Origin of the sequence: Natrialba hulunbeirensis JCM 10989 (assembly GCF_000337575.1) — an archaeon.
Lineage (GTDB): Archaea > Halobacteriota > Halobacteria > Halobacteriales > Natrialbaceae > Natrialba > Natrialba hulunbeirensis.
Genome location: NZ_AOIM01000042.1, coordinates 59,200 through 85,631, shown reverse-complemented (window position 1 = coordinate 85,631; position 26,432 = coordinate 59,200). Strand labels below are relative to the sequence as shown.

Sequence of the window (26,432 nt, the reverse complement as noted above, 5' to 3'; positions counted from 1 at the left end):
CGTGATGGTGAACACGACTGATCGGCTCGAGCGCTATCTTGAAGACGAACTCGGCGAGTGTCGAAGCGAAGACCTAGAGCAGCGACTCGACGAACTAGGGGCGCTCGACGACGCACTCGGCTCGTCGCAGATCGACGCCGAACTCGATCTGCTGTCGGCGCTCGCGAACGAGACGCGCTACACGCTGATTCGCGTCCTTGTCGCCGCCGGAGACGAACTCTGTGTGTGCGAACTTCATGCAGTCGTCGACATTACGGAAAGCGGACTCAGCCACGCGCTGTCGAATCTGGTCGACGCCGGATTGGTCGAGAGCCGGAAAGACGGCCGCTGGAAGAAGTACCGCGCGACGAACCGGGCCGTCGCGATCGTGACGCTCGTCGAGGGCACGGTCGAATGAGCGCGAGCGGAGCCACACACCAGCACGGGCCCGACTGTTCCTGCGAGAGCTGCGGTGATCCCCGGTCGATGGATTTTCTGGACAAGTATCTCACCGTCTGGATCTTCGCTGCGATGGCGATCGGAATCGGCTTCGGCTACGCCGCACCGGGAACTGCCGAGGCAGTGAACGAACTGCCGCTCGTCGAACTCGGCTTGATCGTGATGATGTATCCGCCGCTCGCGAAGGTGGAGTACAGCCAGTTACCGACGGTATTTCGAAACTGGCGCGTGCTCGGATTAAGCCTGATTCAGAACTGGCTCATCGGACCAACGCTCATGTTCGTTCTTGCGATCGTGTTCTTCAGCGGCGCGTTCTTCGGGCTTCCTGCCCGACCCGAATTCTTCCTCGGCCTGATCTTCATCGGGATGGCGCGCTGTATCGCTATGGTTCTCGTCTGGAACGAACTCGCGGAGGGATCGAACGAGTACGCCGCCGGACTGGTCGCGTTCAACAGCGTCTTCCAGATTCTCACCTACGGCGTGTACATCTGGTTCTTCGCGATGTTCCTCCCGCCGCTGCTCGGCATGGAGTCGCTCGTCGCCGAGTTCTCGATCACGACGATGCAGGTGTTCGAAGCGATCGCAATCTTCCTCGGGGTGCCGTTCGCCGCGGGCCTTCTCACGCGCTACGTCGGCGTTTCTCGCAAGGGAACGGAGTGGTACGAGGAGCAATTTCTTCCTGCGATCAGTCCGGTGACACTCATCGCGCTCTTGCTCACCGTGATCGTCATGTTCTCGACGCAGGGCGAGAACATCATCGCCGCGCCGATGGACGTCGTCTGGATCGCGATCCCGCTTACGATCTACTTCGTGATTATGTTCCTCGTGAGCTTCGGCATGGGTCGCGGAATCGGGGCGGATTACTCGACGACGACGGCAATCGGTTTCACCGCTGCATCGAACAACTTCGAACTCGCGATCGCAGTCGCCATCGCCGTCTTCGGTATCGGCTCCGGCGTCGCGTTCGCGACCGTGATCGGCCCACTGATCGAGGTTCCCGTCTTGCTCGCACTCGTCCACGTCGCGCTGTACTTCCAGCGACGGTTCGACTGGGACGGGTTCGACGTTGGTGGCCTCGTCGGCTCACCAGCGGGACGACCATCCGAAGACGATTGACGCCATCGGTATCCGACCGCCGCACGTCTCAACACACCACCCAGAAATTCACTGCCCACGATGACTGAGAATCCGACACACGCTACGACATCGACGCGAGGATCGACACAACCAACACCACCATCGATACGCATCGCCTTCGTCTGCGTTCAGAACGCCGGTCGATCCCAGATGGCAACCGCGTTCGCCGAGCGCGACGCTCGGGGACTCGAGGACACCGTCGAGATCGTCACCGGCGGAACGGACCCGGCCGATGCCGTCCACGAGGAAGTCGTCGACGCCATGGACGAGGTCGGCATCGACCTGCGCGACCGGGTACCGCAGGAGATTACGCACGCGGAACTCCAGGACTGCGAGTACGTCGTCACGATGGGCTGCTCGGCGGACGGCGTCTGTCCGGCGACGTGGAGCGGCGAGAACCGCGATTGGGACCTCACCGACCCACACGGGAAAGACCGCGAAACAGTCCGTGACATCCGAGACGAAATCGAGGCGCGTGTCGCGGCGCTGTTCGATGAACTGCGCCGACGGTAGTGGTTGCGCCCGATACGAGACACGGTGAACTGTCCGGTTGTGACGTGAGGAACGATCTGTGCGGTGTCGCAAAAAGAGAGCCTGCCGTCACTGTCGACACGGTCGTCTGCTTACTTCGTTGCTTCTTCGAGCACGAGCGTGTCGTCTTCGAGGTAGTGCTCGAAGTGGTGGCCGTCCTCTTCCAGCGTGACGAGAATCTCGCGGAGGATTTCGGCGGTCGCGTAGTCGCCGAGGTTCTCGGCGAGTTCGATGCTGTCGCGCATCGACTCGATGATGTCGCCGTACATCTCGAGGTCGTTCTGGAACATCGTTCGGACGTCATAGACGTCCTCGCCTTCGAACTCGACGGTCGCGCGCTGTTCCTGGTTCGTTGGTCCCGATACTGGGACGCCGCCGAGTGCCTGGGCACGCTCTGCGATGACGTCTGCGCCTTCCTCGACGTGCTCGTAGGCCTCCTCTAAGAACTCGTGTAGCGGGAGGAACTCGGCACCCTCGACGACCCAGTGGTGCTTTTTGAGTTGGTGGTACAGCACGTACGAGTTCGCGAGTTCGGTGTTCAGCGCGTCGACGATCTGTTCGGCCTTCTCCTGTTCGAGGCGAAGTTCGTTCTCCTCGACGGTATCTGCCGACTGACGGACAGTCTTCTGGGTGCTCATCACACTCTGTGATACACCGGCATTCGACTTAAAGGTTTCCCCAACGCAAAACAATTCTTTCTACATTGGAAAATATAGTTCTCCATATCGTGGTAGCAGTTGGCCTACTGTGACAGACGTGTCGCCTAATCCGATGGTCAAAAATTGTGCCGTTTTTTCGAGACTGAGTAAACATTTTCAGTGTGGCGGTCCAAGGCTTTTCTATGGCAACGAGAGCCGCACACCGGCGGGAGCGAATCTACGTCGACGGCGAGTGGCTCGAGACCGACGACACCCTGTCTGTCTCGGACCTCGCCGATGGCGGGACCTTCGCACAGGTCACCGCCGCCGGCCCAGCTGAAGTACGGACCGCACTCGAGTCGGCCCACGAGATCAAGCCGGAACTGCGCCAGACGACGGTCGTCGAGCGCGCCGAGTGGTGCGAACAGATCGCGGTCGGACTCCGCGAGCGCGAGGAGGATCTCGCCGAAGTGATCGTTCGCGAGGCAGGCAAGCCGATTTCCTCGGCGCGCGGCGAGGTCGAGCAGGCGGCCAAGCGATTCGACCGCGCGGCCGAAGAGGCGCGCAATATCGTCAGCAAGGGCGAGTTCCGCGAGGGATCGACTGCGGGCCACGAGGGCTGGCAGGCGATCGTCAAGCACGAACCCATCGGTGCGGTGTTGTGTATCACGCCGTACAACTACCCGATCGCGACGACGGCGCTGCAGGTCGCTCCCGCGCTCGCCGCGGGGAATAGCGTTCTGCTCAAGCCGGCGAGCAAGACGCCGATTTCGGCGGCGATCCTCGCCGATGTCATCGCCGAGGTCGACGGCATTCCGGACGGTGCGTTCAACTTCGTCCCCGGAAATGTCAGCGAGATCGGCGACCTCATGTCCGGCGACGATCGGATCAACGCTATCGCGATGACTGGCTCCTCGGGAGCCGGCAAGCATGTTGCCCGCGAGAGCGGCATGGTCAATCTCCACATGGAACTGGGCGGCAACGCGCCAGCGATCGTCTTCGACGATGCCGATCTAGACGACGTGGCAGGAAACTGTGTGAAGGGATCGCTGAAGTACGCCGGCCAGCGCTGCTCGGCCGTCTCGCGCGTGCTCGTACACGAGTCGGTCCACGACGATCTGGTCGAACGGATCGACCGAACGATGGATTCCTGGACCGCAGGCGACCTCTTCGACGAGGACACCGCCTTCGGCCCGCTCATCAGCGAATCCCAGGCCGAGTGGGTGCAGGAACTCGTCGACGACGCCGTCGCGAAGGGGGCTGACCTCGTCCGCGGTGGAGAACGCCGCGCTCCCGAGGGCGTACCGGACGAACTCGCCGACCAGTTCTTCGAGCCGACGCTGCTGGCGAACGTCCCCCACGACGCCCGTATCGTCGACGAAGAACAGTTCGGCCCCGTCGCCGCCGTCACGACCTTCGCGGACGAGGACGAGGCCATCGACCTCGCCAACGGCTCCGATCTGGCGCTCGACGCCGCCGTCTTCACCGCGGACTACGACCGTGCAATGCGCCTCGCCGACCTCGTCGACGCAGGTGCGGTTCGCATCAACGGCGCGCCGTCACACGGTCTCGGAGACATTCCCTTCGGCGGCAACAAGGACTCGGGTATCGGCCGCGAAGGGCTCGACGCCTCGATTCACGAGATGCTACGTAAGAAGAGTATCATCCTCTAACCGCGCTGTCTGCGCCGTCTGTGCTGTCTGCGTCGCTGCCGTCGGTCTCTCTCGTCTTCCACCACACGCTCACTGTTCCCGTCTAGTTTTCGTTTTGGGCAGTGACTCGTCCTCAGTACTCGAGTACTGATCCACACAGGAGCAGTCACAGACTAGCCCCAGTGTGAATCCTAGTAGCCTGGTACAACCCCACTCACGGCCTGCCGTTCCAGCACGAGAAGCACGAAGCCGCCGACAACCGTCACGTACACGCCACTCCCTGCGATGAACATCCCCGTGACGCCGTGATCGTGATACCAGACGAAAAACAGCGAGAGCGCGACCGCAGCGACCCCGACGAACGCCCGGAACGCTGTCGTACTGATCTAGGGGAGCTCAAGTCCCATTCCCACGAGTGCGACGACTGTGAGCGGGAGGATAAGCAGGCCGTAGATTTCGAGTCCCGAACCCATCCCTGCTATGCCGATCAGGAGTCTCGTTTCGTGTCGCGGGTTGACCGCAACCCACGGTAGGTACGTGCCCAGAAGGAGCGTACCAAGTGCAGCCACGGTGCAGAGACGTGGTGATCGACTCATGCGCTCACAACGCCGACCTAAATTGTAACCTTTTTGCCACTCGGGTCGACAGCCGATCGCATACTACAGGAGGGGGCAACGACGTTCGATTACAACGACACGTCCTGTGTCATAACGACTGTCTTCCTATCACCGGCAACGGCGATCACCTGGATGGTCGTCTCGTCTCCTTCGTCGTAGGTCAGCGTTACACGTTCGCCGACCGCATCGAGTCTTTCGGACTGGTTGAGGCCGTCTTCGACCTCGACGTGATCAGCGTTTCCGCTTGCAGTGAAGACCACCTCAGCCGTCTGTTCTCCGTGGTCCACGTCGACCGAGACGGCTGCCTGTACTTCCTGCTGGACCGATTGCCCGAGCGAGGGCAGTTGGACCTCGTCCGTCGGAACGGTCCCCTCACCCACCGCAGTCGACTCCGCCGTTTCGACCGTGAAGTCCTCGAGTTCGCCGCCTGAGCGCTCGAGTTCCTCACGGAGCGAATCGGGATCGTCGCCGTCGGCAGTAACCCCGACGAACGTAACTGTCGACGTCTCACTGTCGAGTGTCGCGCCGTGACCAACTGCTGCCAGTTCGCCGGTAGCCGCGTCGGCTCCCGTCACCCGACCGATCGCGATGGAGGTGGACTCGAGTACCTCTGCCAGCGTCGCGGTCGTCTCGTCCGTCTCGACCAGCAGTTCTGTCTCTCCGCGGCCGGCCTCGAGGAGCGTCTCGACGCCGAGTCCGTCGGGGTGGCTGACGAGGAGCCACGCGTCGGAGACGGCGATCGTTCCGTTCCCAGGCTCGAAGACGGTGAATTCACCGATGGTTTCCGTCGGATCCATGTCGGAGGCCTCGGGAGTGAAGGAGCCGCCGAACGCGATGTTCGCCGCGCTGCTGTCGATGCCGAACGAGAGGCTGGTCTCGATCGCCGTTGCATCGCCGAACTGATCGATATCGTCGATGTCGAGGTCCGCCAACTCGAGTTGTGTCGACTCGCGGAACTCGTCGCTGAGTTCGGATTCGTGGGTGCGGATTGCCTCGAGATCGGCGTAATGGATTGTTATCTCTCCGTCTCCGTCTGCGTCGGCTGCGGCCGGGAGCCACTGGAGGTGCGTTCGCAGATCGGTATCTGTCGAGACGGTGCTGGTCAAGTCGTCGGTGCCGTTCGTGGTGTCGTCCGACTCGGTTTCGGTCTCGTCGGGGTCTTCCGGATCGGATTCTGAATCCGAATCGTCGAGACAGCCGGCACCGACGGCGAGGGCACTGATTGCACCGGTGGTCGCGAGCAACCGGCGACGCGGGAACGAAGTACGCATGTCTGTCTCCACAGGTTACAATCACAGCATAATATACTATCCGATTGACACACGGTGATCGGATTGAACCCCAACAGGGACCGGAATGACAATAGGACACGCCGAACTGAGTACGCACATGCGGACTGCTCCCTCCGTTCTCGTCGCCGGCGAAACGCTCGTCGACTTTCTACCGGCGCAAACCGGCCCGCTCGAGGATGTCGACCAGTTCGACCGCCGACCTGGTGGCGCACCCGCAAACGTCGCCGTTGGCCTCGCACACCTCGACTCGCCGCCGCTGTTCTGGACCCGCGTCGGCGACGACCCGTTCGGTCACTTTCTCGCTGCGACACTTGCCGACCACGGTCTGTCCGACCGCTACCTCGAGTTCGACCCGGACGCGAAGACAACGCTCGCGTTCGTCACCCACGACGACACCGGCGACCGCGAGTTCACCTTTTACCGCGACGGGACCGCAGACACCCGCCTCGAACCCGGCCGGATCGACGACGAGACGCTCGCGGCACTCGAGTGGGTCCACGTCGGCGGCGTCACGCTCTCGAGCGAGCCCGCCAGGATGGCGACGCTCGACCTGATCGAACGGGCCGCCGACGCCGGCTGTCCCGTATCGTTCGATCCGAACGCGCGGCTGGAGCTCTGGGAGTCGCCAGAAACGTTCAGGCGGGTTTGTCGAGCGGCGCTCACAGCGACTGACGTGTGCAAGGCGACGGCGAGGGAACTCGAGTTGCTCGGCTTCGAGGGTGAGACAGCGGCGAGACTCGGGGCGGACGTGCTCGCGCAGGCTGCGGGACCCCACACCGTGTTCGTTACGCGCGGGAGCGAGGGTGCCGTCGCGGTTGTAGGTGCGAACTCGCCGTGGGCCGAGGAGGGCCCTGACTATAAGCACGGGTCTGCCCCACTCGTTGCCGAGAACGCTGGAGACGAGGTCGACACCGTGGACACGACCGGCGCGGGTGATGCGTTCGTTGCCGGGGTGATTGTGGCGCTGCGTGACGGGCAGTCGGTGACCGAGGCGCTTGGATTCGCCTGCTCTGTCGCCGCGTTGACGACGACCGGGCGGGGTGGGATGACGGCGATGCCGGACCGCGAGACGGTTGCGCGGTTTCGGGACGAACGATCGGGCGACGGCGACTGTGGCTGATGCCGACTCGCGGCGCGCTCCGCTCGCGCCGTGCGAACCCAGGCAAATCACCTATCTGGTGGGCTGTTGAAGCGGTGTTATGGCTACTGACTTCGGGGATGCGGTCTCGTTTGGCAAATCAGTCGTCGCGGGGATTCAGGAGAAGAATGTGCCGTTCATGGCCGCAGGGATCGCCTATCAGGCGTTCATTTCGTTGCTGCCGCTGCTCGTGCTTCTTTTCTTCGTCGTCACGATTCTGGGCGACGAGCAGTTCGCGAGCCAGGTTGCGACTTCTACGGGAGGCTTTCTGCCCGAGAGCGGGCAGATGATGATCGAGGATGCGATCACCGAATCGCCCGCAACTGCGGGCTCGACACTGATCGGCGTCGTCGTCCTCGTCTGGGGGGCGCTCAAAATTTTCCGAGGACTCGACACCGCGTTCTCCGAAATCTATGACTCGGGCGGTGTGGGCTCGTTCGTCCAGCAACTGCGTGATGCCGGTATCGTCCTCGGTGCGATCGGCGGCGCGTTGATCGCCGCGAGTGCGGCGAGCCTGCTGCTTACGCTCTTTCCGGATATTCCGTTCCTCGGGCTAGTGAGTCCACTGATTCTCGTCGTCGTTCTCTCGCTCGCGTTCCTGCCGATGTACTACTACTTCCCCGATGTCGACGTGACCGCTCGCGAGGTGCTGCCGGGTGTCGTCGTCGCCGCGGTCGGCTGGACCGCCCTCCAGTCGCTCTTTCAGGTTTACGTCTCCTTTGCGGGAGAATCCGAAGCCGCGGGCCCCGTCGGAGCCGTCTTGCTCCTCCTGACGTGGCTCTACTTCGGCGGCCTCATCCTGCTCGTCGGCGCAGTGATCAACGCAGTCGGAACGGGCCGACTCGTCCCCGAAGACGACGAGTCGATCACCGCGACGGACCGTGACCCGTTCATCGACGACACACAGCGTGAGCGCGACCGTCTCGCAAACCGTGTTGAGCGCCTCGAACGCGAGCGCGCACAGCTTCGCAACGATCTCGCGGCACAACGATCCCGGCGCTACCGGCTGGAAGATCGGGTCAATCACCTGGAATCACTCACACGAGACCTCGAGGCAGAGAACTCGGAGCTACAGCGCACAGTGGATACGATCGACGAACCGCCGTGGAAACAGCGTGCCGACACGGTGCTTTCGAACGTCGATTCGATCAGTATTGGCGTCGTCGAACGGCGCAACGACTGAGCGAGTTCAGCCACACCGTCTGCGTCAGACGCTCAAATCGAGAGAGCTTAGTGCGTTCCTTGTCGACGCTCTACACACCGTGTCTCACCCAGTCCGGGCTGCCAGACGCCGCCTCCGCACGGACCACACCGAGACGATTGCGGCTATCGACGACTGCGCGACACGTATCACAGACGAGTGGGACACCGCCCGAACGACGAATCCCGACCCCCTCGTCGAGTCTCTCCGTGCTGAACTCGAGTCGACTGGTGTCCTCGCGACTCTCCCGACAGTCCTCGGGTCGGCGGTGGATGCGACGGGGTACGAGCTACAGGCACAGCCGGTCCCTGCGCCACCGTACGTCGTAATCACGAGCCGCGGGCCGGTTCTTCGGGCGACGATCGATCCGGGACGACTCGTCGTTCGCTTCGACGTGTTCGAGGTGGTTCGCACCGACGAACCGGACCAGCGCGCAGAGTACCATCGACTCGATGGTGTCCGAATGGAGATCGGACTCGAGAACTGAACGCCCACCTGTATCAGCTGGCCACCACCGGCCGTGTCGCACGTCAGCCCGGCACAATACTTTTGCAACTTCCCGGGAATCGCTCCAACGAGCGATGCACCCACGCGCGCAGTCTTTCACAGAGCAGGCACGCACCGACTTCGACTTCGACCCTGCCGTCGAGGAGTTTCCCGAAGGGACGAAAACGGCAGCCGATGCCGCTGACGCGGTCGGCTGCGACGTAGCGCAGATCGCCAGTTCGCTCGTCTTCGACGTCGACGGCTCGCTCGTCGTCTCCGTCACCAGTGGCGCAAACCGCGTCAGCGAAGCCGCCCTCGCGGACACGTTCGACGCAGCGACTGGCGACGTCTCCATGGCCGACGCCGACCGCATCCGTGAGGAGCTCGGCTGGTCCATCGGCGGCGTCCCACCGTTCTGTCACAACCGATCGGTTCCCGTCGTGATCGACGAGACGCTACTCGAGTACGAGACGGTCTGGGCGGCGGCGGGGACGCCGGAGGCGGTGTTTCCGATCGATCCGGACCGGTTACGGCGGTATGCGGACGCCTCGCCGGCGTCTGTGGCGGAGTAGGATACCTTGCAGCCACATTAACAAAATCAGTGCCTTGATTACTAAGGAGTGGTATTGGTGGAGTAGACACTAACAATGACGATCGATCCACGCGATACGACGCGCCGCTCGCTGCTCGCAACCACTGGTTCGCTCGGTGTGCTCGGCCTCGCTGGCTGTCTGAGTGATGACGACGAAGACGAAGGCGGAAACGGAGATGACGCGAGTTCGAACGGCGACGACGGGCAGGAGACCGAGAACGGTGATGACGACCAGGATCACGACGATGACCACGGCCACATGGATATCGAGACGTTCGAACTCATAGACCGTGACGCTGACGCCGTCTCGGCCTACGTCCACGACGACCACTGGGACGACGGTCCATTGCTCGTCCCGGTCGACGGCTTCGTGTCGGTTGGGGCCCACGTAGAAGACGACCACGGGGACGAGATTACGCTTGGCGAGGATGAGGAGTATACGCTCAACGCACAGTTTGCTGAGGGCGCACAGGAGATTGTCGATGTCGAAGCACACGGCGACCACCTTGATATTACCGGCGAGGAGACAGGGTTCACTGATCTCGTCTTCCAGATCTGGCACGGCGACCACGCCGACTGGGAGTCACCTGCGCTCGAGGTGGAGGTTGTCGAAGATATCGACGACCACGAGCATGATTCCGACCACGACGACGATGATGGCCACGACCACGACGACGGTCACGAAGACGACCACGACCACGACCACGACCACTAAGCTGACCTGCTGACCCCCGCTCTCGATACACTCGTGGGATATCTCGAGCGTAGCCACCCCGTTCAACGACAGCGCCACGTGGCTGTCGTCGACTCCCCACTGGGCACCTGTTTCTCTACCGGCTGCGGAGGCGGTCCCTCGTTCGCATTATCGTTACTAACTACCCCTGCTCTGATGCAGGCGAATTATTAAAACAAAGGTTGTAGATAACAACCCTTTTATTCGACCGACCGTACTCATAGCTATGAAGCTGTCACGTCGTTCGGTACTCACGGCCGGGGCGGGGACCGCCGCCCTCGCGGCTGGGGCCGGCTGTCTGAGTGAACCTGACGGTGCCACCGACTCCGAAGGTGGGTATGCTGCGTTCTTCGCGCTCTGGGACTGGGCACAGCACGTCAGTGGCGATGCACTCGAGATCGAGAATCCAATCCAAACCGGCGAGATGGGCCACGGCTGGGAACCGCCCGCGGATCTGCGTCGCGATATCGTCAGTTCAAACGTCTTCATCTATCTCGACACCGCCGAGTTCTCGTGGGCACAAAACGTGGCTGCCGATATCGAAGCCGACGGCAGCGACGTGACGCTGATCGATGCGATGGACGGACTCGAGTCCAGTCTCATTCCAGCCCAAAGCGAGAACGGTGACCGGGAGCCGGATACCGACGCGGAGTACGATCCGAACGATATTACGATCACAGAGTTCGACATCTACAACCGGCGAACGGACGCCGAGGTCGCCTACTGGCACGGCGATGCTAACCACTGGCACGGGGGCCTCCCGGAGATTCCGGTCGACGACTACGCCACAGTCGAGGGCGTCTTCACGGACGACGACGGTCGTGTCCTCCCACTCGGTGAGGACGAACCGTTCCGGATCGACGCACGAGTGACTGAGGGTGCAGCAGACGACGTGGTTGAAATCGAGTCACAGGGAGAGCACATCGTTTTCCACGGCCTCGAGACCGGCCGCACGCGTGTCATTTTCGAACTCGTGGCAGACGGCGAGGTGGTCTGGGACACGAGTGCGGACAACATGACCGCCGAAGTCGTCGACGAGCCATCGGTCAACGACGACTCCGTGCCGGAGTTCTACGACCCACACGTCTGGGTCGATCCGGTGATCGCCCAGCAGATGGTCGAGACGATCGCGGACGGCCTCGCGGAGATGGACCCGGACAATGCGTCGCTCTACGAGGACAATGCCGCAGACTACATCGACCGCCTCGACGCGGTCGACGACCAGTTCGAGACCCTTGCGGACGAGGCGGCGAAAGAGATCGCCGTTCTCGCCGGCCACGATTCGTTCCAGTACCTCGAAACGCGATACGGCTTCGAGATCCACACGCCGACGACGATTTCGCCTGACGCAGAGATTACGACCGGCGACCTGGCGGATACGATCGACCTGATCGACGAACAGGGTATCGAGACGATCCTCTACGATCCGTTCGATGCCACGGAGGGTGACGTTCCCCGAGAGGTAGATCACCTTCTAGAGAACAGTCAGGCGACCGAGGCCGAGGCCATCAGTCCGACCGAGGGAACGACCGCCGAGTGGAACGACCAGGGCTGGGGCTGGATCGAACAGATGGAGGAACTGAACCTGCCCGCGCTTCGGAAGGCACTCGAGGCGGAGTGATCGCAGTGGCCGCAAATCGACCCCTCCCCGCTGTCGCTCCACCCTCGACCGACCAATCAGAACCCGACGCTGGCAGCCAGGTCCGGAATCGGGAACTGGAAGAACTAAACGCACGCATCACCCAACAGGAAGTGAGACTACAGTGAGTTCGGTCGTCGACTGCCATGGCGTCTCGTTTTCCTACGGCGAACAGCCTGCCGTCTCTGACGTGAGTCTGACCGTCGAGCAGGGCGACTTTCTCGGGCTCATCGGCCCGAACGGGTCAGGAAAGACCACACTCCTTCACCTCATGCTCGGCCTGCTCTCGCCCGACGAGGGCTCGGTCGAACTGTTCGGCCACCCGGTCAACGACTTCGAGCAGGGCAACCGCATCGGCTACGTCTCCCAGCAGGCGACCAGCCGCGGCGGCACGATGCCCGTTACCGTCCGCGAGTGCGTCCGTATGGGCCGATTCGCCCACGCCGGTCACGCTCGTCTCTCCGCCGAGGACGAGGCCATCGCCGAGGAGGCACTCGAGACGGTCGGCATCACGGATCTCGCAGACCAGCGGGTCAACGAACTCTCCGGCGGCCAGCGCCAGCGGGCCTACATCGCACGCGCGCTCGCCTCGGAGGCGGACCTGCTCGCGCTCGATGAACCCACTGTCGGCGTCGACGCCGAATCGCGGGACGCGTTCTACCAGCTACTCGAGTCGCTGAACGACGACGGGATCGCGATCATCCTGATCGAGCACGATATCGGCGTCGTCACGGACCGCGCGGATCGGATCGCCTGTATCAACACGGAACTGTACCATCATGGCGACACGGAGTCGTTCGTCGAGAGCGATGCATTGAGTGAAGCCTACGGCGCGACGGGAACCGTCGTGCACCATCACCACTGATGAGCGGGAGAGAGACGCCTTCTGGGTCGGGATCGGATGTAGAGTCGAGATCGGATGTCGATTCGGAGCCGGAATCGAACCCAAACACGCATCCAACTGCTGACGCACCGTCGACAGCACACTCGACGCCACGCGGGGAGGAGACAAGACGAGGCCACACGCCACGCTCGCTCCGTCGGCGCGCCGAGCTCACCGGCATCGCGTTCGTCGGTGCAGTTGCTGCGCTTCTGATCGGATTCTTGCTCATCGATTGGCTTCGACACTACCCACTCGCGGATCTTCATCCGTCGATCGAGTCGGCGTACACGGCAACGGGAATCGGCCCGGCCTCGGAGTTGCTCTTCGAGCAGGTGCTGATCGCCGGCATGTGGATGGACTACGTGATCGGGTCGAACCTCTTCCAGCACGCGTTCGTCTGGCGGCAAGTTGCGACGGGTATCCTGGTTGGTATCGTCGCGCCGCTGGTCGGCACGTATCTCGTCCACCGGCAGATGGCACTCATCGGCGAGACGCTCGCCCACACCGCGTTCGCCGGCATCGCAGTCGGTATCCTGTTCACGGGGCTGACCGGCTGGAACGGATCCCTGTTGCTCGTCGCACTCGTCGTGAGCGTGCTCGGCGCACTCGGCGTCCAGTGGCTTACGGAGCACACGAGTACGTACGGTGACGTTCCGATCGCGATCATGCTCACGGGGAGCTTCGCAGTCGGGACGTTGCTCATTAGTTGGAGCCGCGACATCGTTGCCATCCCAGTCGACATCGAGGAGTTTCTCTTTGGAAGCCTGAGCGTCGTTACCGCGGGTGGTGCTCGACTGATGGCCATCCTCACGGTCGCTGTCGTTGCCGTCGTCGCAGTCACGTACAAACAGCTGCTGTTCATCACGTTCGACGAACAGGCAGCCCGTGTCGCCCAGCTCGACGTGACGCGGTACAACACCCTACTCGTCGTAATGACCGCCGTGGTCGTCGTCGGCGCGATACAGGTTCTTGGCGTAATCCTCGTCGCTGGTATGCTCGTCATCCCCGTCGCTGCAGCCTCACAGGTCGCACAGAGCTTCCGCGAGACGCTGTACCTCTCGATCCTGTTCGGCGAACTCTCGATCGTTGCGGGCTTCGCCTTCGCGTTCAGCCAGAGCCTTCCCACTGGGGGGTCGATCATCGTCGCCGCTATCGGGATCTATCTGCTCGCGATCCTCGTTTCCGACCGGGCGGGGGCGGCGATTTCGATGCGCTGAGACGCGTATCGACGACGAGGAACTGACTCGGCCGGAGACACTGATTCGAACGCCGTCTCCGGTGTTGCATCCCCTCCGCGCTCCATCTAGCCCTGCTCCCACCCCGCGGGAAGTCGGGTGCAGTTTTACTTCCCCTGCCAACAATACTCCGACCGATGGGACGGTTATCCGAGCTGTTCGCCCCCGAGACTGTCGGCGTGATCGGTGCGACCGAGCGCGAGGGCGCGGTCGGCCGCGCGATCCTCGAGAACCTCCACCAGGAGTTCACCGGCGAGGTCGTGCCGATCAACCCGAGTCACGACGCCGTTCTCGGTCTCGAGGCGTATCCGGACGTCGCCAGTGCACCGCCGCTCGACCTGGCTGTCGTCGTCGTGCCGCCACCGGTCGTACTCGAGACGATCCGCGAGATCGGTGAGGCAGGTACGCAACACGTGGTCGTCATTACGGCCGGGTTCGCCGAGAGCGGCGGCGAGGGGGCACGACGAGAGGCAGAGTTGCGCGAGATTGCAGCGGAGTACGACCTCAACGTCGTCGGCCCGAACAGCCTGGGCGTCATGTCGACGCCAGTGAGCATGAACGCGACGTTCGGCCCGGAGAGCGCCCGCGACGGGTCGATTTCCTTCATGAGCCAGTCGGGGGCGTTCATCACGGCGGTGCTCGACTGGGCGAACGAACAGGGAATCGGCTTTCAGGACGTGGTCTCGCTCGGCAACAAGACGATTCTGGACGAGACGGACTTCGTCCGCGAGTGGGGTGACGATTCGGAGACCGACGTGATCATCGGCTATCTCGAGGATATCGACGCCGGCGACGAATTCATTCGGACGGCCCGGGAGGTCACCGAGGAGACCCCGATCGTGCTCGTCAAGTCGGGCCGGACCGACGCCGGCGCGCAGGCAGCCTCCTCACACACCGGCGCAATCGCGGGCAGCGAGCGCGCCTACGAGGCCGGGCTGGAGCAGGCCGGCGTCATCCGTGCGAGTTCCGTGCAAGAGCTGTTCGATGCCGCACGGTCACTGTCCGGACTGCCCGCGCCAGAATCGGACGGCGTCGCCATCGTGACGAACGCGGGCGGCCCCGGTGTGCTCACGACCGACGCGGTCGGCGACTCGTCGCTGCGGATGGCCGACTTCACCGACGAGACGATCGACAAACTGCACGAGGCGATGCCCGACGAGGCGAACGTCTACAACCCGATTGACGCCATCGGCGACGCCGACATCGATCGGTTTGGCAGGGCACTCGAGATCGCTCTCGCAGATCCGAACGTCGGGTCGGCAGTCGTGGTCAGCGCGCCGACGGCGGTGATCCAGTACGACAAACTCGCCGAGGTCGTCATCGAGAAGCGCCAGGACTTCGAGAAACCGGTCGTCACCTGCCTGATGGGCGGCGACCGGGCCAGAGCAGCCGAGACGGTGCTCCGCGAGTTCGGCATTCCCAACTACTTCGATCCGGCCCGAGCCGTCGGCGGACTCGACGCGCTCGCGCGCTATCGAGACGTTCGCCAGCGAACGAGTGACGAGCCCACGGCGTTCGATGTCGACCGCGAGCGAGCGCGCGAGATTCTCGAACGAGTCGAGCGCCGTGACGGTAATCGCCTCGGCATCGAGTCGATGGCCTTGCTCGACGCCTACGGCATCCCGACGCCGCCGGGCGAAATCGTCGACGACCCGGCTCGTGCTCGCGAAGTTGCCGAAGCGATCGAGGGTGATGTCGTGATGAAGATCGTGAGCCCCGATATCACCCACAAGTCGGATATCGGCGGCGTGAAAGTCGGCGTGAGCGACGACGAGGTGTACGACGCCTACGAGGACGTGGTCGCCCGAGCGCGCAACTACCAGCCCGACGCGACCATCCTCGGCGTGCAGGTACAGGCGATGCTCGATCTGGAGGGAACGACCGAGACCATCGTCGGGATGAACCGCGATCCGCAGTTCGGCCCGCTCTTGCTGTTCGGGCTCGGCGGCATCTTCGTCGAGATTTTAGAGGATACGTCGGTTCGTGTCGCGCCAATCGGTGAGAGTGCGGCCCGCGAGATGGTCGACGAGATTCGGGCCGCACCGCTGTTACGCGGCGCTCGCGGGCGGGAGCCAGCCGACGTGGACGCAATCGTCGAGACGATCCAGCGACTCTCACAGCTGGTCACTGACTTCCCGGCAATTCTGGAACTCGACGTGAACCCGCTCGTTGCGGGACCAGATGGGGTACAGGCGATCGATCTGCGACTGACCGTCGATACGGAGGACCTGTAATGACCGATACTGATACCGACACCGATACCGACACTGACGCTGCCATCGACACCGAGACCGGCACTGACACTGACACTAACACCGACACCGACGACACCAGCGAAACCACCCACACTGACGCCCACACCGCAGACACAGCCACCGAAACCGAACCGACGGACGATCCCACGCCCGAAACGGATGCCGACCCACTGCTGGTCGCCTCGCTCGAGGAGAGCACCGGTAAAACCGCGATCACCATGGCACTGGCCCGCCTCGCACAGGACCGCGGCGAGCAGGTTGGCTACATGAAACCCAAGGGGACACGCCTGCAGAGCAACGTCGGCAAAACGCTCGACGAGGACCCCATGCTCGCCCGCGAACTCCTCGACCTCGACGCGGAGATGCACGACCTAGAGCCCGTCGTCTACTCGCCGACGTTCATCGAACAGGCCCTTCGGGGCCGCGAGGACGCCCCAGAGCTCCGCAATCGGATCGTCGAGGCCTACGAAGGGCTTGCGGCCGACTGCGACCGGATGTTCGTCGAGGGCGGTGGCCGATACGACGTGGGCGGCATCGTCGACCTTACCGACCCGGACGTGGCCGCCTTGCTCGACGCCAGCGTCCTGCTGGTCGCACCGTACGAAACACCCGGCGACATCGACGACGTACTCGCCGCCGTCGACGCCTTCGGAGACCGACTCGTCGGCGTCGTCTTCAACAACGTCGCCGATGCGGCCTACGACCAACTCGAGACGGACGTCGTCCCGTTCCTTGAAACTCGTGGCGTGACCGTCTTTGGGATCGTTCCGAGCGAGCAGTCACTCGCCGGCGTGACCGTCGAAACCCTCGCGGACGAACTCGGCGGGGCGCTGCTCGTCGAGGACGGGACCGACGCCTACGTCGAACGCTTCGCCGTCGGCGCGATGGGTGCCGACAGCGCGTTGCGCTACTTCCGTCGAACGAAAGACGCGGCCGTCATCACCGGCGGCGACCGGGCGGAGATTCAGACGGCGGCACTCGAGGCCCCCGGCGTTCGCTGTCTCATCCTGACTGGCGGCCACCGCCCCTCCGGTGCAGTCATCGGCCAGGCGGCCGAAAAGGGACTCCCCATCATTTCGGTCCAGACAGATACACTCACCACGGTCGAACGCGCCGAAGACGTCGTCCGAAGCGGTCGGACTCGAGACGCGGCCACCGTCGACCAGATGGAGGCACTGCTTTCGGATCACGCGGCACTCGACGAACTCTACGAGTCAACGTCGACCTAACGTACCGTCACCTGCCCGAAACGAAATGTCGGTGCGTAGTCGGGCAGCCTACCCACCGAACACTGCCGGTTTGTCAGAGGCACCCCGGCACCCGTCTATTCAGAGCGGACTCCTATACACTCATTTGTCGATGACGTTCCCGGAGTGTGGCTCTGACAGATATATTTGTCGCTCATTTATAACCGATGGCAGCAATCGTGTCAGGTCATCGGGTTCGTGCGCTGCCTGTGCCGTACGAAACACTGTGCTATAGTACCACCTGCAACTGGGTACACACTGATCGCACGTCCGCGGTTCGGAGCGAGTGAAATGAGCGAGAACCGCGCTGCTGTCGCACGATCAGGTGTACAGTGACTTGCAGTGGCTACTATCGGATGGGGCACGGTAACCATCAGGCGTCCGCTCCATCACCATCAGTACCATTATTTCCTGTCGCCCGCTCCTGTCGCTCATGGTGCGAGAGACCGAACTGCTCGCCATCGTTCGTCGGCGCGCGTCCCTACTCCGTCGACTCGCCACGGACCCGGCTCGCCCGTCCGCTCTCGCGGCCGAACTCGAGTTATCCCGGTCGACAATCGACAGGGGACTCTCGGAACTACAGCGTGCCGCGCTGATCGAGCGGGCCACCGTCGACGGCCAGTGTCAGTACCGACTGACGGTCGCCGGCGACCTCGCACTCTCGTCGTTCGAACAGCTATCCGACCGCCTCGCACAGGCGACACGCCGGAGTGAGTTGCTCGCCGAACTGCCGCCGTCGGCCGAGCTGAGCTGGCAGGTCCTCGATGGAGCGACAGCCGTGACCGCGGCGACGGAGCCGGCACAGGTCGCCGAATCGCTTTCGATCGAGGGGGTACTCGAGTCACTCGCGTCTGAGACGGCCGAGGCCGAGCGACCGGGGGACGATACCGAGGGGGCGGACGCAGAATCGGACCGTCTCGAGTCGATGCTCAGTGCGTTGCTCCGGCTGGGGTCGGTCCATCAGGTTGTGGTTCCGGGTCCGACGCACTGTTTGGCGAGTGCCTACTGTGAAGCGCTCGCTGGTCGAGGGGTGGTGGAGAGTGCGGACGGAAAGAAGCGCGAACCAGGGGTAAAAACGGTCGAAGTCATCGCCCCCCAGGACGCGATTCAGGTGTTGCTCAGTACGTTCGGTTCCGGGACGGCGAGTGCGCTTGCAGCCGACCAGCTCGTTCTTCACGAGACGACACAGCCGCCAGCGTACGGCCTCGTGTCTGTCGAACTCGATGCGGAGCCACCTGAAACGGAGCCGGCGGCGTTGACGATTCTGCTTGTCTGTGATGGTGGTGGTCCCTCCGATGAACTCTGTGGGCTGCTCGTCAACGATAGTCCGGATGCGGCCGAGTGGGCGCGCGATCGAATCACATCTCTTATGGAGACTGCACAGCGGCTTTCGATGCCATCGGAGTGAGAACGGTGCTGTGTTTCCGGGCTCGCATGACTGACACTGCCTCACCCCGTTTTAGCGTCCGGTCGGGTCCCGCGACTGTCGTGTCTGACCAACAATTAAGAGCACGCCGCGCATGTGCCCTGACATGGACGACACTCCCCAGGAGATCACCTCTCTCGTCGGACGCGAGGTTTACTCGAACAGCGGTGTCTTCGTCGGCGAAGTCCAGGACCTACAACTGAACGTCGACGGCCAGGCCGTCACCGGGCTTGCACTCGGCAACCTGAACACCGAACTGTTCGCAGAAGAGTCGGCAACCGGTCAGGGCGTTATCGTCCCCTACCGCTGGGTGCGCGCGGTCGGTGACGTGATCCTGATCAACGATGTCGTCGAGCGCGTCCGCGATCCGGACGAAGAAGAAACCGAACTGGTTGCCTGAACGTGAACGCTAACTGCCGTTCGATCCTTCGGTACCGTCGACGCCCATCGCGTCGAACAGCGTTCGCTTGACCGCTTCTTCGGTCAGATCGAGCAGCGTATCCCGCGTATCCTCGGAAATTTCAATACCGGTGAAGATGCCGAGCGGAATCTCCGCGCTGGCCTGCGTCGAGTGGCCTGCCGTTTCCCCCATCTCGCCGTAAGCGTCGTCTAACACCTTGCCGATGTTGATACGGATGTCCTTCGAGCGGCCCGCGAGGAAGATCGTCTCGTCTGCGATGCCGAAAACGGCCGTCGTCGTCACACCCTCGAGATTTAGGAGGTGACTCGCCGCCTGCGTGAGCGCCTCGCGGTCGCGTACGAAGCCCGCGTTCGAGACGAGATGGCTTCCCTGCACGTCGCGGTTGGCAATCGCCTCCGCGAGCACGTCGAGCGTCTCGGGCGACATCGACGGCGACTCGACCTGTTCTAGGGTGTCGTGGTTCGCAAACGGATAGAGATAGGCTGCGGCTGTGAGATCGGCGGGGGTAGTGTCGCGTTTGAAATCCAGCGTCTCCGCGCGGATGCCGTACAGCAAGGCGGTGGCAACCTCCTCGGAGACGTTCATGTCGAACTCCTGAATATACTTCGTCATGATCGTCGACGTCGAGGACATGTTCGGCCGAATGTCGACGAACTCAGGTTCGAACTCCTGGTCGGCCTCGCGGTGGTCGATCACCGCGTCGACGGAGAGGTCGAGCTCGGCCGATGTCTCACGGTCGACCAGCGCAACGCTGTCGTAGACCGACTGATCCTCGACCTCGTCCCACTGCACCAGATCGATCCCGAGCAGATTGACGAACGCCCGGTTCTCCTGGTGGCCCACGTCGCCCAGGTAGATGATATCCGACTCGACGCCGAGGTGGTTCGCAATCGCCTGCAACGCCGCCGCGCTCGCGATCGAGTCCGGATCCGGGCTGTCCTGTGTGATGATCGCCAGCCGCGTCCCCGTCTCCTCGACCAACTGGGCGAGTTTGCCAGCATTGTACTCGAGTTCACCGGACTCGAGTGCGCGGAGTGCGGATTCGGCGATGACGGAGGAGGGGTTGATGACGATGTCGGCGCCGAGGGTGGAGAGTTCGTCGCCGGAGACGGGGTCGCTCGCACGGGCGACGACGAACTGGTTGTCGTTGTCGGCGCGGATGTGTTCGACGGCCTGTTTGTTCGATTCGACGTCGGAGGCGAGGATGAGGACGACGTCCCGGTCATCGACGAGATCGGCGACCTCGGGTTCGCTGATGTCGGCGGTGCGGGCGTCTAGGTCCTGGTCCCGGAGTGATTCGACGCGGTTTTCGTCGCGGTCGACGATCAGTACGTCCTTCCCCTGTTCGACGAGCTCTTCGGCGACGGCGTAGCCGACGCTGCCACAACCCAAGATAGCGTAGTCAGAGATCGACGAAATCGTAACCCCCGTGCTCATGTGAACGTGTGGTCGGACCGACCGCACTTAACCTTCCCGAAGATTGTGACGTCGTGATAGTGTGTATATCCATCTCGATGGCCCGACCGTGATCGTCGACGGCCCGACCGTGATCGAGCGTGGCGCTCTCTGCCACAACGCAACTCAAGGGAAACGTATTTTACCAGTCGACAAAAAGTCGTAGGTGAAGGGCCGGTAGCTCAGTCCGGCAGAGCGTCTGACTCTTAATCAGACGGTCGCGTGTTCAAATCGCGCCCGGCCCGCTTTTGCCACGAGCAAACTCGCGAGTGGCAAAACGGCCACGAGCGATTTGAACGCAGGGAGGTCGCGCGCAACGGAGTGAGCACGTCCGACCGTGTGTTCATAATCGCGCCCGGCCCGCTTTCCTGTCGCGAACAACTCGGTGAGCGACAGGTAACGGAACCGGCGGGATTTGAACTAGACGAGCCACAGCCCGCACAGCGAGTGAAACGAGCGAGCAGGAATGTCTTGGCGTAGTTCATAATCGCGCCCGGCCCGCTTTTGCGACGAACAATTACGTGAGAAGCAACGCGACTCACCTGATTTGACCGAAACGAGTTCCAGCCCGTGAGCGAGCACAGGGAAGAACTTGAACGTCTCGACCCAGTTCACAATCGTGCCCGGTCACGCAGTTACTCCTCGCGTTGGAGTCGTTTCCGACGGTTCTCGAATTCGTCCTCGGAAATCTCTCCCCGGGCGTAGGCGATCCGGAGTTCTTCGATTGCGGCGTCTTGCTGCGTTCCGCCGGAGTGGCGAACCGCACTGTACAGGAGGTATCCGATGCCCAACAGGACGAGTAACGGCACGACGGACATGAGTAGCCACATCCACGTTGCACCCGTGCTGTCCCACATTCCACCGCCCCCGTTCCACATGTGACCACCACCCCAAACACCCATCATGGGGAGTGCAACCACCAGCATGAGTAACGGCAGGAGCACGATCACGGCAATGACGATCACGATCGTTCGGAGGAGAGAATCATCGGTGCTCATGTGAGTAACTACGTCTGGTACCTATTTCAGTCTCTGCCAGACTCCTACACGGTGGTAATCACTATCCCATCTCGACGTGTTCCCCAGTTCAGAGTACGTGATCGGTAGCAATTCACACCGAGAGGTCGGCCCGCCGCAGGAGTTGTGCATTGATCGCGACGATGACTGTACTTGCCGACATCAGGACAGCACCGACCGCCGGTGAAAGCAAGATCCCAATCGGTGCCAGCACACCGGCCGCGAGCGGCAGCGCGAACACGTTGTAGCCGGCCGCCCAGACGAGGTTCTCCTGCATCTTCCGATAGCTTTTCCGGCTCAACTGGGCGAGATGAGCGACATCGCGGGGATCGTTTTCGACGAGGACGACATCGGCGGACTCCACGGCGACGTCAGTTCCGGAGCCGATTGCGATTCCGACGTCAGAGCGCGTTAGTGCGGGCGCGTCGTTCACTCCGTCGCCGACCATCGCCACCAGTTTCCCCTGATTTTGGAGTTCGACGATCTTCTTGTCCTTGTCTTCCGGCAGCACTTCGGCGAAGTACGTGTCGATGTCGAGTTCCGTGGACACGGCTCTGGCGACGTCTTCCGTATCGCCAGTGAGCATTGCAACCTCGACGTTCATCTCGTGGAGGGCGTCGATCGCCTCGAAACTTTCCTCTCGGACGACGTCAGCGAGTGCAACCGCGCCGACCGCGTCGCCATTTTGAAGCAGGTAGACGACACCGTGACCACGTTCGCCGGCTTCGTCTGCGAACGTTTTGAGGGCGGTATCCGGTTCGAGATCGAGATAGCGAAGCAGGTTGGGCCCGCCGACGTGGACCGTCTCGCCGTCTCGCGGGTGGTCCTCACCTACACCGGGGCTTGCTGCAGTTTCCACTTCCACGGTCGCTCGAACCCCGCGCCCCTCGAGTGCCTCGAATTCACGCACATGTGGGACGGAAAGCTCCCGTTCGTCGGCTGCGTCACGAATTGCTTCTGCGATCATATGTTCGGAGTCACCCTCGGCAGCAGCCATCACTGCTAATAGCGCGTCTTCGTCCCCGTCCCAGTCATCAGTCGTGGCGATATCGACGACTCCCTGTTCTCCTTTGGTGAGCGTGCCTGTCTTGTCGAAGACGATTGTATCCAGGTTACGCGCCTCCTCCATGGCGATCCGATCGCGGATGAGCATGCCGTTTTGGGCTGCCATCGTCGTATTGATGGCGACGACGAGCGGGACAGCAAGTCCTAACGCGTGCGGGCAGGCGATCACCAACACGGTGACGACACGCTCGACGACTGCTACTCCGAACCCAGTCGCAGCAGTCCACGCGACAGCAGTGACGGCCGCAACTGCGATCGCGGCGTAGAACAGCCAGCCTGCGGCTCGATCGGCGAGCACCTGTGTCCGAGATCGGCTCTGTTGGGCTTCCTCGACCAGACGCATGATGCCAGAGAGTGTCGTCTCTTCGCCCGTTGCCGTGACGCGAACGCGGAGACTCCCGTCGCGGTTGGTCGTTCCACCGATTACCTTGTCGTCAGGTTCCTTCTTGACCGGCCGGGATTCGCCGGTAACCATGGCTTCGTTCACGTTCGACTCGCCTTCCTCGACGACGCCGTCGGCGGGAACGTTGGCCCCTGGTCGCACGAGTACGAGATCGTCCTTCGTGAGTTCGTCAACGCGGACCGCTTTTGTCTCGCCGTCTTCGGTGATCCGTTCGGCTGTGTCCGGCATTAGTTCGGCTAATTCGTCGAGTGCACCCGAAGCACGACGGACGCTACGCATCTCGATCCAGTGTCCAAGCAAGAAGATAACGACCAGTGTAACGAGTTCCCAGAAGAACGGCTCGCCAATCCCGAACGCGACCGCGGCGACGCTGTAGACGAACGCGACGGTGATCGCCAGCGAGATCAGCAACATCATTCCCGGTTCGCGATTTCGTGCTTCGACTGCGCCCATCCGCAGGAAGGGAACCCCACCGTAGAGGAAGACGATCGTTCCGAGAACCGGCCCGACGAACTCGCTTCCTGGGAACGCCACGGCGGCGTAGCCGAACCACTCCTGGAGCATCGGGCTGTAGTACAGCACCGGGAGCGAGAGGACGAGACAAACGAAGAAGCGCTGCTTGAACAGTTCCTCGTGCCCAGCGTGGTCGACGTGTGCCTCGTGGTCGTGACCGGCACGCTCTTCGTCTGCCTGGTCGGACGGTTCGTGATCGGACGATCTGTGAGCGTGTTCCGTGTGTTCTTCTTCCCCAGATTCGTCTTGAACTGACGGCTCTTCGGAGTGGTCGGACCTCTCAGCAGTCAAGCCACAGACTCGACAGCACGGACACTCTCGGTCAGTCGGCTTTTCACCACGTGGTTGCCCCGCGTGAGGGTGCTGCGAATCGGGTGTATCCGCCGGATTGTATTGTGACATGAATCGAGTTCGTTGCAGCCGTCCCCGAGATCAGTGAGTCCGTTACTACTGGGACAACCGGAAGAACTAACGGCGTGATGTGGTGACAGCTACTACTCAAGGTAGTCGTCACACAGGATACTAATTGTTGGGGGGTGTGTCCCATCGCAGAGACAACAGTGACACTGACCACAACTGCGTCGTCGGTGGTCTCGCTATAGCTGAGGCCTCATGAATGAACCACGTTTTCGCGGTGGTTACCGGTCGTCTCGAACACCCGCAGGGAAGTCGTTGGCCGACAACTGGACGGCACCGGAATCGCTCGAGATCCGAAGCGAGTAGGCATCCGCTGTCGGGGCTGCGGAGCAGTTCTCGACGGTTACGTCACTCGCACCGTTGAGGACGATCGGCGTATCCGTCGTTTCGAACTCGCTGTCGGCGAGCCGATAGTCAGCGCCGCGCAGTTCGATCCCGCGGCGGCGGGTCGTGCCGTGCTGTTCGACGTCGAGGCCCGTGAACGTACAGGAGTGTCGTTCACAGAAAATTGCGTGTCGCAGCGTCGAGCCAGGTGCATCACCTGTCACCCGAAGGTCGGAGACCTCGACCGCACCGCCGTCGCTGCCGAGAAGTCGCAGGGCGTTCGCGCTGCCGTCGATATCGACGGCGACGTCGTCGATAACCGTCGGCCCCGTCTCTGGATCGAGTCGGATACCTGTCTCTTATACACATCTCTNGATGTGTATAAGAGACAGGTTCGGGAATGTCTATCTCGACGCCCTCAATAGTGAACTCCTCGCCGCGGTCAAGCCGGATCGCGTGCTGGCCTGCCGAGTCGTGTGGGTCGTTATCGACGGTGAGCGTCGCGTTTCTGATCGCACCGGCCGTTCCGCTGAGACGAATCGAGGCGGTGCCACTGTTCTGGTAGTGTCCGCCGTCGACGCCGATCTGACCGGTCTCGTTCGAGGCGTACAGGCCGTTGTCCGGGAACCCACCCAGAACGCAGTTCTCGAAGACGAGCGTGCCACGATGGTGCTGATTGATTCCGAACCCGGTCGCACCGCGCCACATGTTGCCCGCGTTCGGCGTCTCGTCGACGTGAACGGCACCGTCGGGCGCGTGGAAACAGTCGACGAGCCCGTCACCATCCGGATCGATGACGTTGAACAGGCCTGGTCCCCAGGTCCCGCTGTCGTGGACCCCGTGTACCGTTACGTTTCGGACGAGCAGGCCGTCCTCGACTTCGGCGTTGATGACGCGGATCCCCGTTTCCGACGCCGTCTGATCGATATCGAACCCCTCGAACCGGAGGTCACGACCGGGTCTATCGCTCGTTCCGAGTCTGAACAGGCGATACTGCGGGCCGTCGAACTCGTGGTAATTTGCCGGGACGAGCGTCGCACCGTCACCCACAAACCCGACGTTCTCGAACCCAGTGAATCGGAGCTGTTCGTCCATGTAGTACCGCCCCTCGGGGAACTCGATGAGTGTGTTGTCGCCGATGTGGTCCCGGAGAACGGGCGCAATCGACTCGCTACCAGTTGGGTCCGCGCCGGCGTCGACGATATCGACGACCGTCTCGTACTGCGCCGCGAGGTCGTCGTCCGTCGCCGAACCGACGCCGCTAATTGAGAGGACTCCACCGATCCCGGCCACCCCAGCGACCGTTCCGGTGAGATACTGTCGTCGACTCCACTTCCGTTCGTGCGTATCCTTCGCCGTCACAGTCTCCGTTCGGACGGGCCGTGGGTTTACGTATATGTGACGTAAGCTACTCTCCCGAACTATCACAGTAGTGTGAGTGTCTGTGGCGACCAGTCACGTCGACGTCCGCTTGCGGTTCGATGGCGACCGTTGTAACGCACTTGCAACAGATAGAACAGCCTGACTATCCGTCCGTCTGTAAGTTGTACAACCGTTGTCCGCTCGAAACGGTTTCCTCCCGACTACGTACACCGTTTTTCACGCTAATCTCGGCGCAACTGACTGTAACTCACTTTTATATACCAGCCCGAGTGACCGTCACTACTGTCGTTGCTAA

At 62.4% G+C, this 26,432-nt stretch carries 22 protein-coding genes, 1 tRNA gene and 1 pseudogene; 17 read left to right on the top strand and 7 right to left on the bottom strand.

Annotated elements, in window-relative coordinates; genetic code table 11:
• Positions 1-4: 4 nt before the first annotated feature.
• The 3 genes from C483_RS18405 to C483_RS18395 all read left to right on the top strand — a co-directional run bounded on the left by C483_RS18405 (position 5) and on the right by C483_RS18395 (position 2,088).
• Positions 5-397, top strand: coding sequence for an ArsR/SmtB family transcription factor (locus tag C483_RS18405; protein WP_006654873.1), 393 nt, complete (start codon positions 5-7; stop codon positions 395-397).
• Positions 394-1,554 (top strand): ACR3 family arsenite efflux transporter, encoded by a 1,161-nt coding sequence (gene arsB / locus C483_RS18400; protein ID WP_049912919.1) that lies wholly within the window; start codon positions 394-396, stop codon positions 1,552-1,554. The genes C483_RS18405 and arsB overlap by 4 nt, the downstream gene beginning before the upstream one ends.
• Positions 1,555-1,680: 126 nt before the next feature.
• Positions 1,681-2,088, top strand: coding sequence for an arsenate-mycothiol transferase ArsC (locus tag C483_RS18395; RefSeq protein ID WP_394295581.1), 408 nt, complete (start codon positions 1,681-1,683; stop codon positions 2,086-2,088).
• Positions 2,089-2,198: 110 nt separating this feature from the next.
• Here C483_RS18395 and dpsA read toward each other — a convergent pair whose 3' ends face one another.
• Positions 2,199-2,744, bottom strand: a complete 546-nt coding sequence (gene dpsA, locus C483_RS18390) for a DNA starvation/stationary phase protection protein DpsA (protein ID WP_006654870.1) — start codon at positions 2,742-2,744, stop codon at positions 2,199-2,201.
• A 203-nt stretch (positions 2,745-2,947) separates the two neighbouring features.
• Between dpsA and C483_RS18385 the strand changes: the two genes are divergently transcribed.
• On the top strand, positions 2,948-4,417 hold the full coding sequence (locus C483_RS18385; protein WP_006654869.1) for an aldehyde dehydrogenase family protein: 1,470 nt from the start codon (positions 2,948-2,950) through the stop codon (positions 4,415-4,417).
• A gap of 365 nt (positions 4,418-4,782) precedes the next feature.
• On the opposite strand, the gene C483_RS21010 is transcribed toward C483_RS18385, so the two are convergent.
• A complete protein-coding gene (locus tag C483_RS21010; RefSeq protein WP_241431536.1) occupies positions 4,783-4,992 on the bottom strand; it encodes a hypothetical protein in 210 nt (69 codons plus the stop codon).
• 89 nt (positions 4,993-5,081) lie between these two features.
• The gene (locus C483_RS18375; protein WP_006654867.1) at positions 5,082-6,284 is read right to left on the bottom strand and encodes a hypothetical protein; all 1,203 of its coding nucleotides are present in this window, start codon (positions 6,282-6,284) and stop codon (positions 5,082-5,084) included.
• 118 nt (positions 6,285-6,402) lie between these two features.
• Between C483_RS18375 and C483_RS18370 the strand changes: the two genes are divergently transcribed.
• The 12 genes from C483_RS18370 (at position 6,403) to C483_RS18315 (ending at position 19,540) form a co-directional block, all read left to right on the top strand.
• Entirely contained in the window at positions 6,403-7,425 is a 1,023-nt protein-coding gene (locus tag C483_RS18370; protein ID WP_006654866.1) for a carbohydrate kinase family protein, read from the top strand.
• 79 nt (positions 7,426-7,504) lie between these two features.
• A complete protein-coding gene (locus C483_RS18365; protein WP_006654865.1) occupies positions 7,505-8,626 on the top strand; it encodes a YhjD/YihY/BrkB family envelope integrity protein in 1,122 nt (373 codons plus the stop codon).
• 79 nt (positions 8,627-8,705) lie between these two features.
• Positions 8,706-9,131, top strand: a complete 426-nt coding sequence (locus tag C483_RS18360) for a hypothetical protein (RefSeq protein WP_049912932.1) — start codon at positions 8,706-8,708, stop codon at positions 9,129-9,131.
• Between the two features lie 94 nt (positions 9,132-9,225).
• Positions 9,226-9,702 carry a YbaK/EbsC family protein gene (locus C483_RS18355; RefSeq protein ID WP_006654863.1) on the top strand — a complete coding sequence of 159 codons (477 nt, stop codon included), beginning with the start codon at positions 9,226-9,228 and terminating at the stop codon, positions 9,700-9,702.
• A 75-nt stretch (positions 9,703-9,777) separates the two neighbouring features.
• On the top strand, positions 9,778-10,437 hold the full coding sequence (locus C483_RS18350) for a hypothetical protein (RefSeq protein WP_006654862.1): 660 nt from the start codon (positions 9,778-9,780) through the stop codon (positions 10,435-10,437).
• Positions 10,438-10,681: 244 nt separating this feature from the next.
• Positions 10,682-12,076 (top strand): metal ABC transporter solute-binding protein, Zn/Mn family, encoded by a 1,395-nt coding sequence (locus C483_RS18345; RefSeq protein ID WP_006654861.1) that lies wholly within the window; start codon positions 10,682-10,684, stop codon positions 12,074-12,076.
• A 142-nt stretch (positions 12,077-12,218) separates the two neighbouring features.
• Positions 12,219-12,959 (top strand): metal ABC transporter ATP-binding protein, encoded by a 741-nt coding sequence (locus tag C483_RS18340; RefSeq protein ID WP_006654860.1) that lies wholly within the window; start codon positions 12,219-12,221, stop codon positions 12,957-12,959.
• On the top strand, positions 12,959-14,194 hold the full coding sequence (locus C483_RS18335; RefSeq protein WP_006654859.1) for a metal ABC transporter permease: 1,236 nt from the start codon (positions 12,959-12,961) through the stop codon (positions 14,192-14,194). The genes C483_RS18340 and C483_RS18335 overlap by 1 nt, the downstream gene beginning before the upstream one ends.
• A 155-nt stretch (positions 14,195-14,349) precedes the next feature.
• Positions 14,350-16,446, top strand: coding sequence for an acetate--CoA ligase family protein (locus C483_RS18330; protein WP_006654858.1), 2,097 nt, complete (start codon positions 14,350-14,352; stop codon positions 16,444-16,446).
• Entirely contained in the window at positions 16,446-17,696 is a 1,251-nt protein-coding gene (locus C483_RS18325; protein WP_006654857.1) for a phosphotransacetylase family protein, read from the top strand. The genes C483_RS18330 and C483_RS18325 overlap by 1 nt, the downstream gene beginning before the upstream one ends.
• Before the next feature lie 451 nt (positions 17,697-18,147).
• On the top strand, positions 18,148-19,122 hold the full coding sequence (locus C483_RS18320; RefSeq protein WP_006654856.1) for a transcriptional regulator FilR1 domain-containing protein: 975 nt from the start codon (positions 18,148-18,150) through the stop codon (positions 19,120-19,122).
• Positions 19,123-19,246: 124 nt separating this feature from the next.
• Entirely contained in the window at positions 19,247-19,540 is a 294-nt protein-coding gene (locus C483_RS18315; protein WP_006654855.1) for a PRC-barrel domain-containing protein, read from the top strand.
• A gap of 9 nt (positions 19,541-19,549) precedes the next feature.
• Here C483_RS18315 and C483_RS18310 read toward each other — a convergent pair whose 3' ends face one another.
• Entirely contained in the window at positions 19,550-20,998 is a 1,449-nt protein-coding gene (locus tag C483_RS18310; protein ID WP_006654854.1) for a DHH family phosphoesterase, read from the bottom strand.
• A gap of 189 nt (positions 20,999-21,187) precedes the next feature.
• Between C483_RS18310 and C483_RS18305 the strand changes: the two genes are divergently transcribed.
• A tRNA-Lys gene (locus tag C483_RS18305) sits at positions 21,188-21,261 on the top strand.
• A gap of 390 nt (positions 21,262-21,651) precedes the next feature.
• Here C483_RS18305 and C483_RS18300 read toward each other — a convergent pair.
• From C483_RS18300 to C483_RS21290, 3 genes and pseudogenes are all read right to left on the bottom strand, one after another.
• Positions 21,652-22,014 (bottom strand): SHOCT domain-containing protein, encoded by a 363-nt coding sequence (locus C483_RS18300; RefSeq protein WP_006654853.1) that lies wholly within the window; start codon positions 22,012-22,014, stop codon positions 21,652-21,654.
• Positions 22,015-22,126: 112 nt separating this feature from the next.
• Positions 22,127-24,415 carry a heavy metal translocating P-type ATPase gene (locus C483_RS18295; protein WP_083860450.1) on the bottom strand — a complete coding sequence of 763 codons (2,289 nt, stop codon included), beginning with the start codon at positions 24,413-24,415 and terminating at the stop codon, positions 22,127-22,129.
• A 236-nt stretch (positions 24,416-24,651) separates the two neighbouring features.
• Positions 24,652-26,116: pseudogene (locus tag C483_RS21290) on the bottom strand (hypothetical protein).
• Positions 26,117-26,432 lie beyond the last annotated feature (316 nt).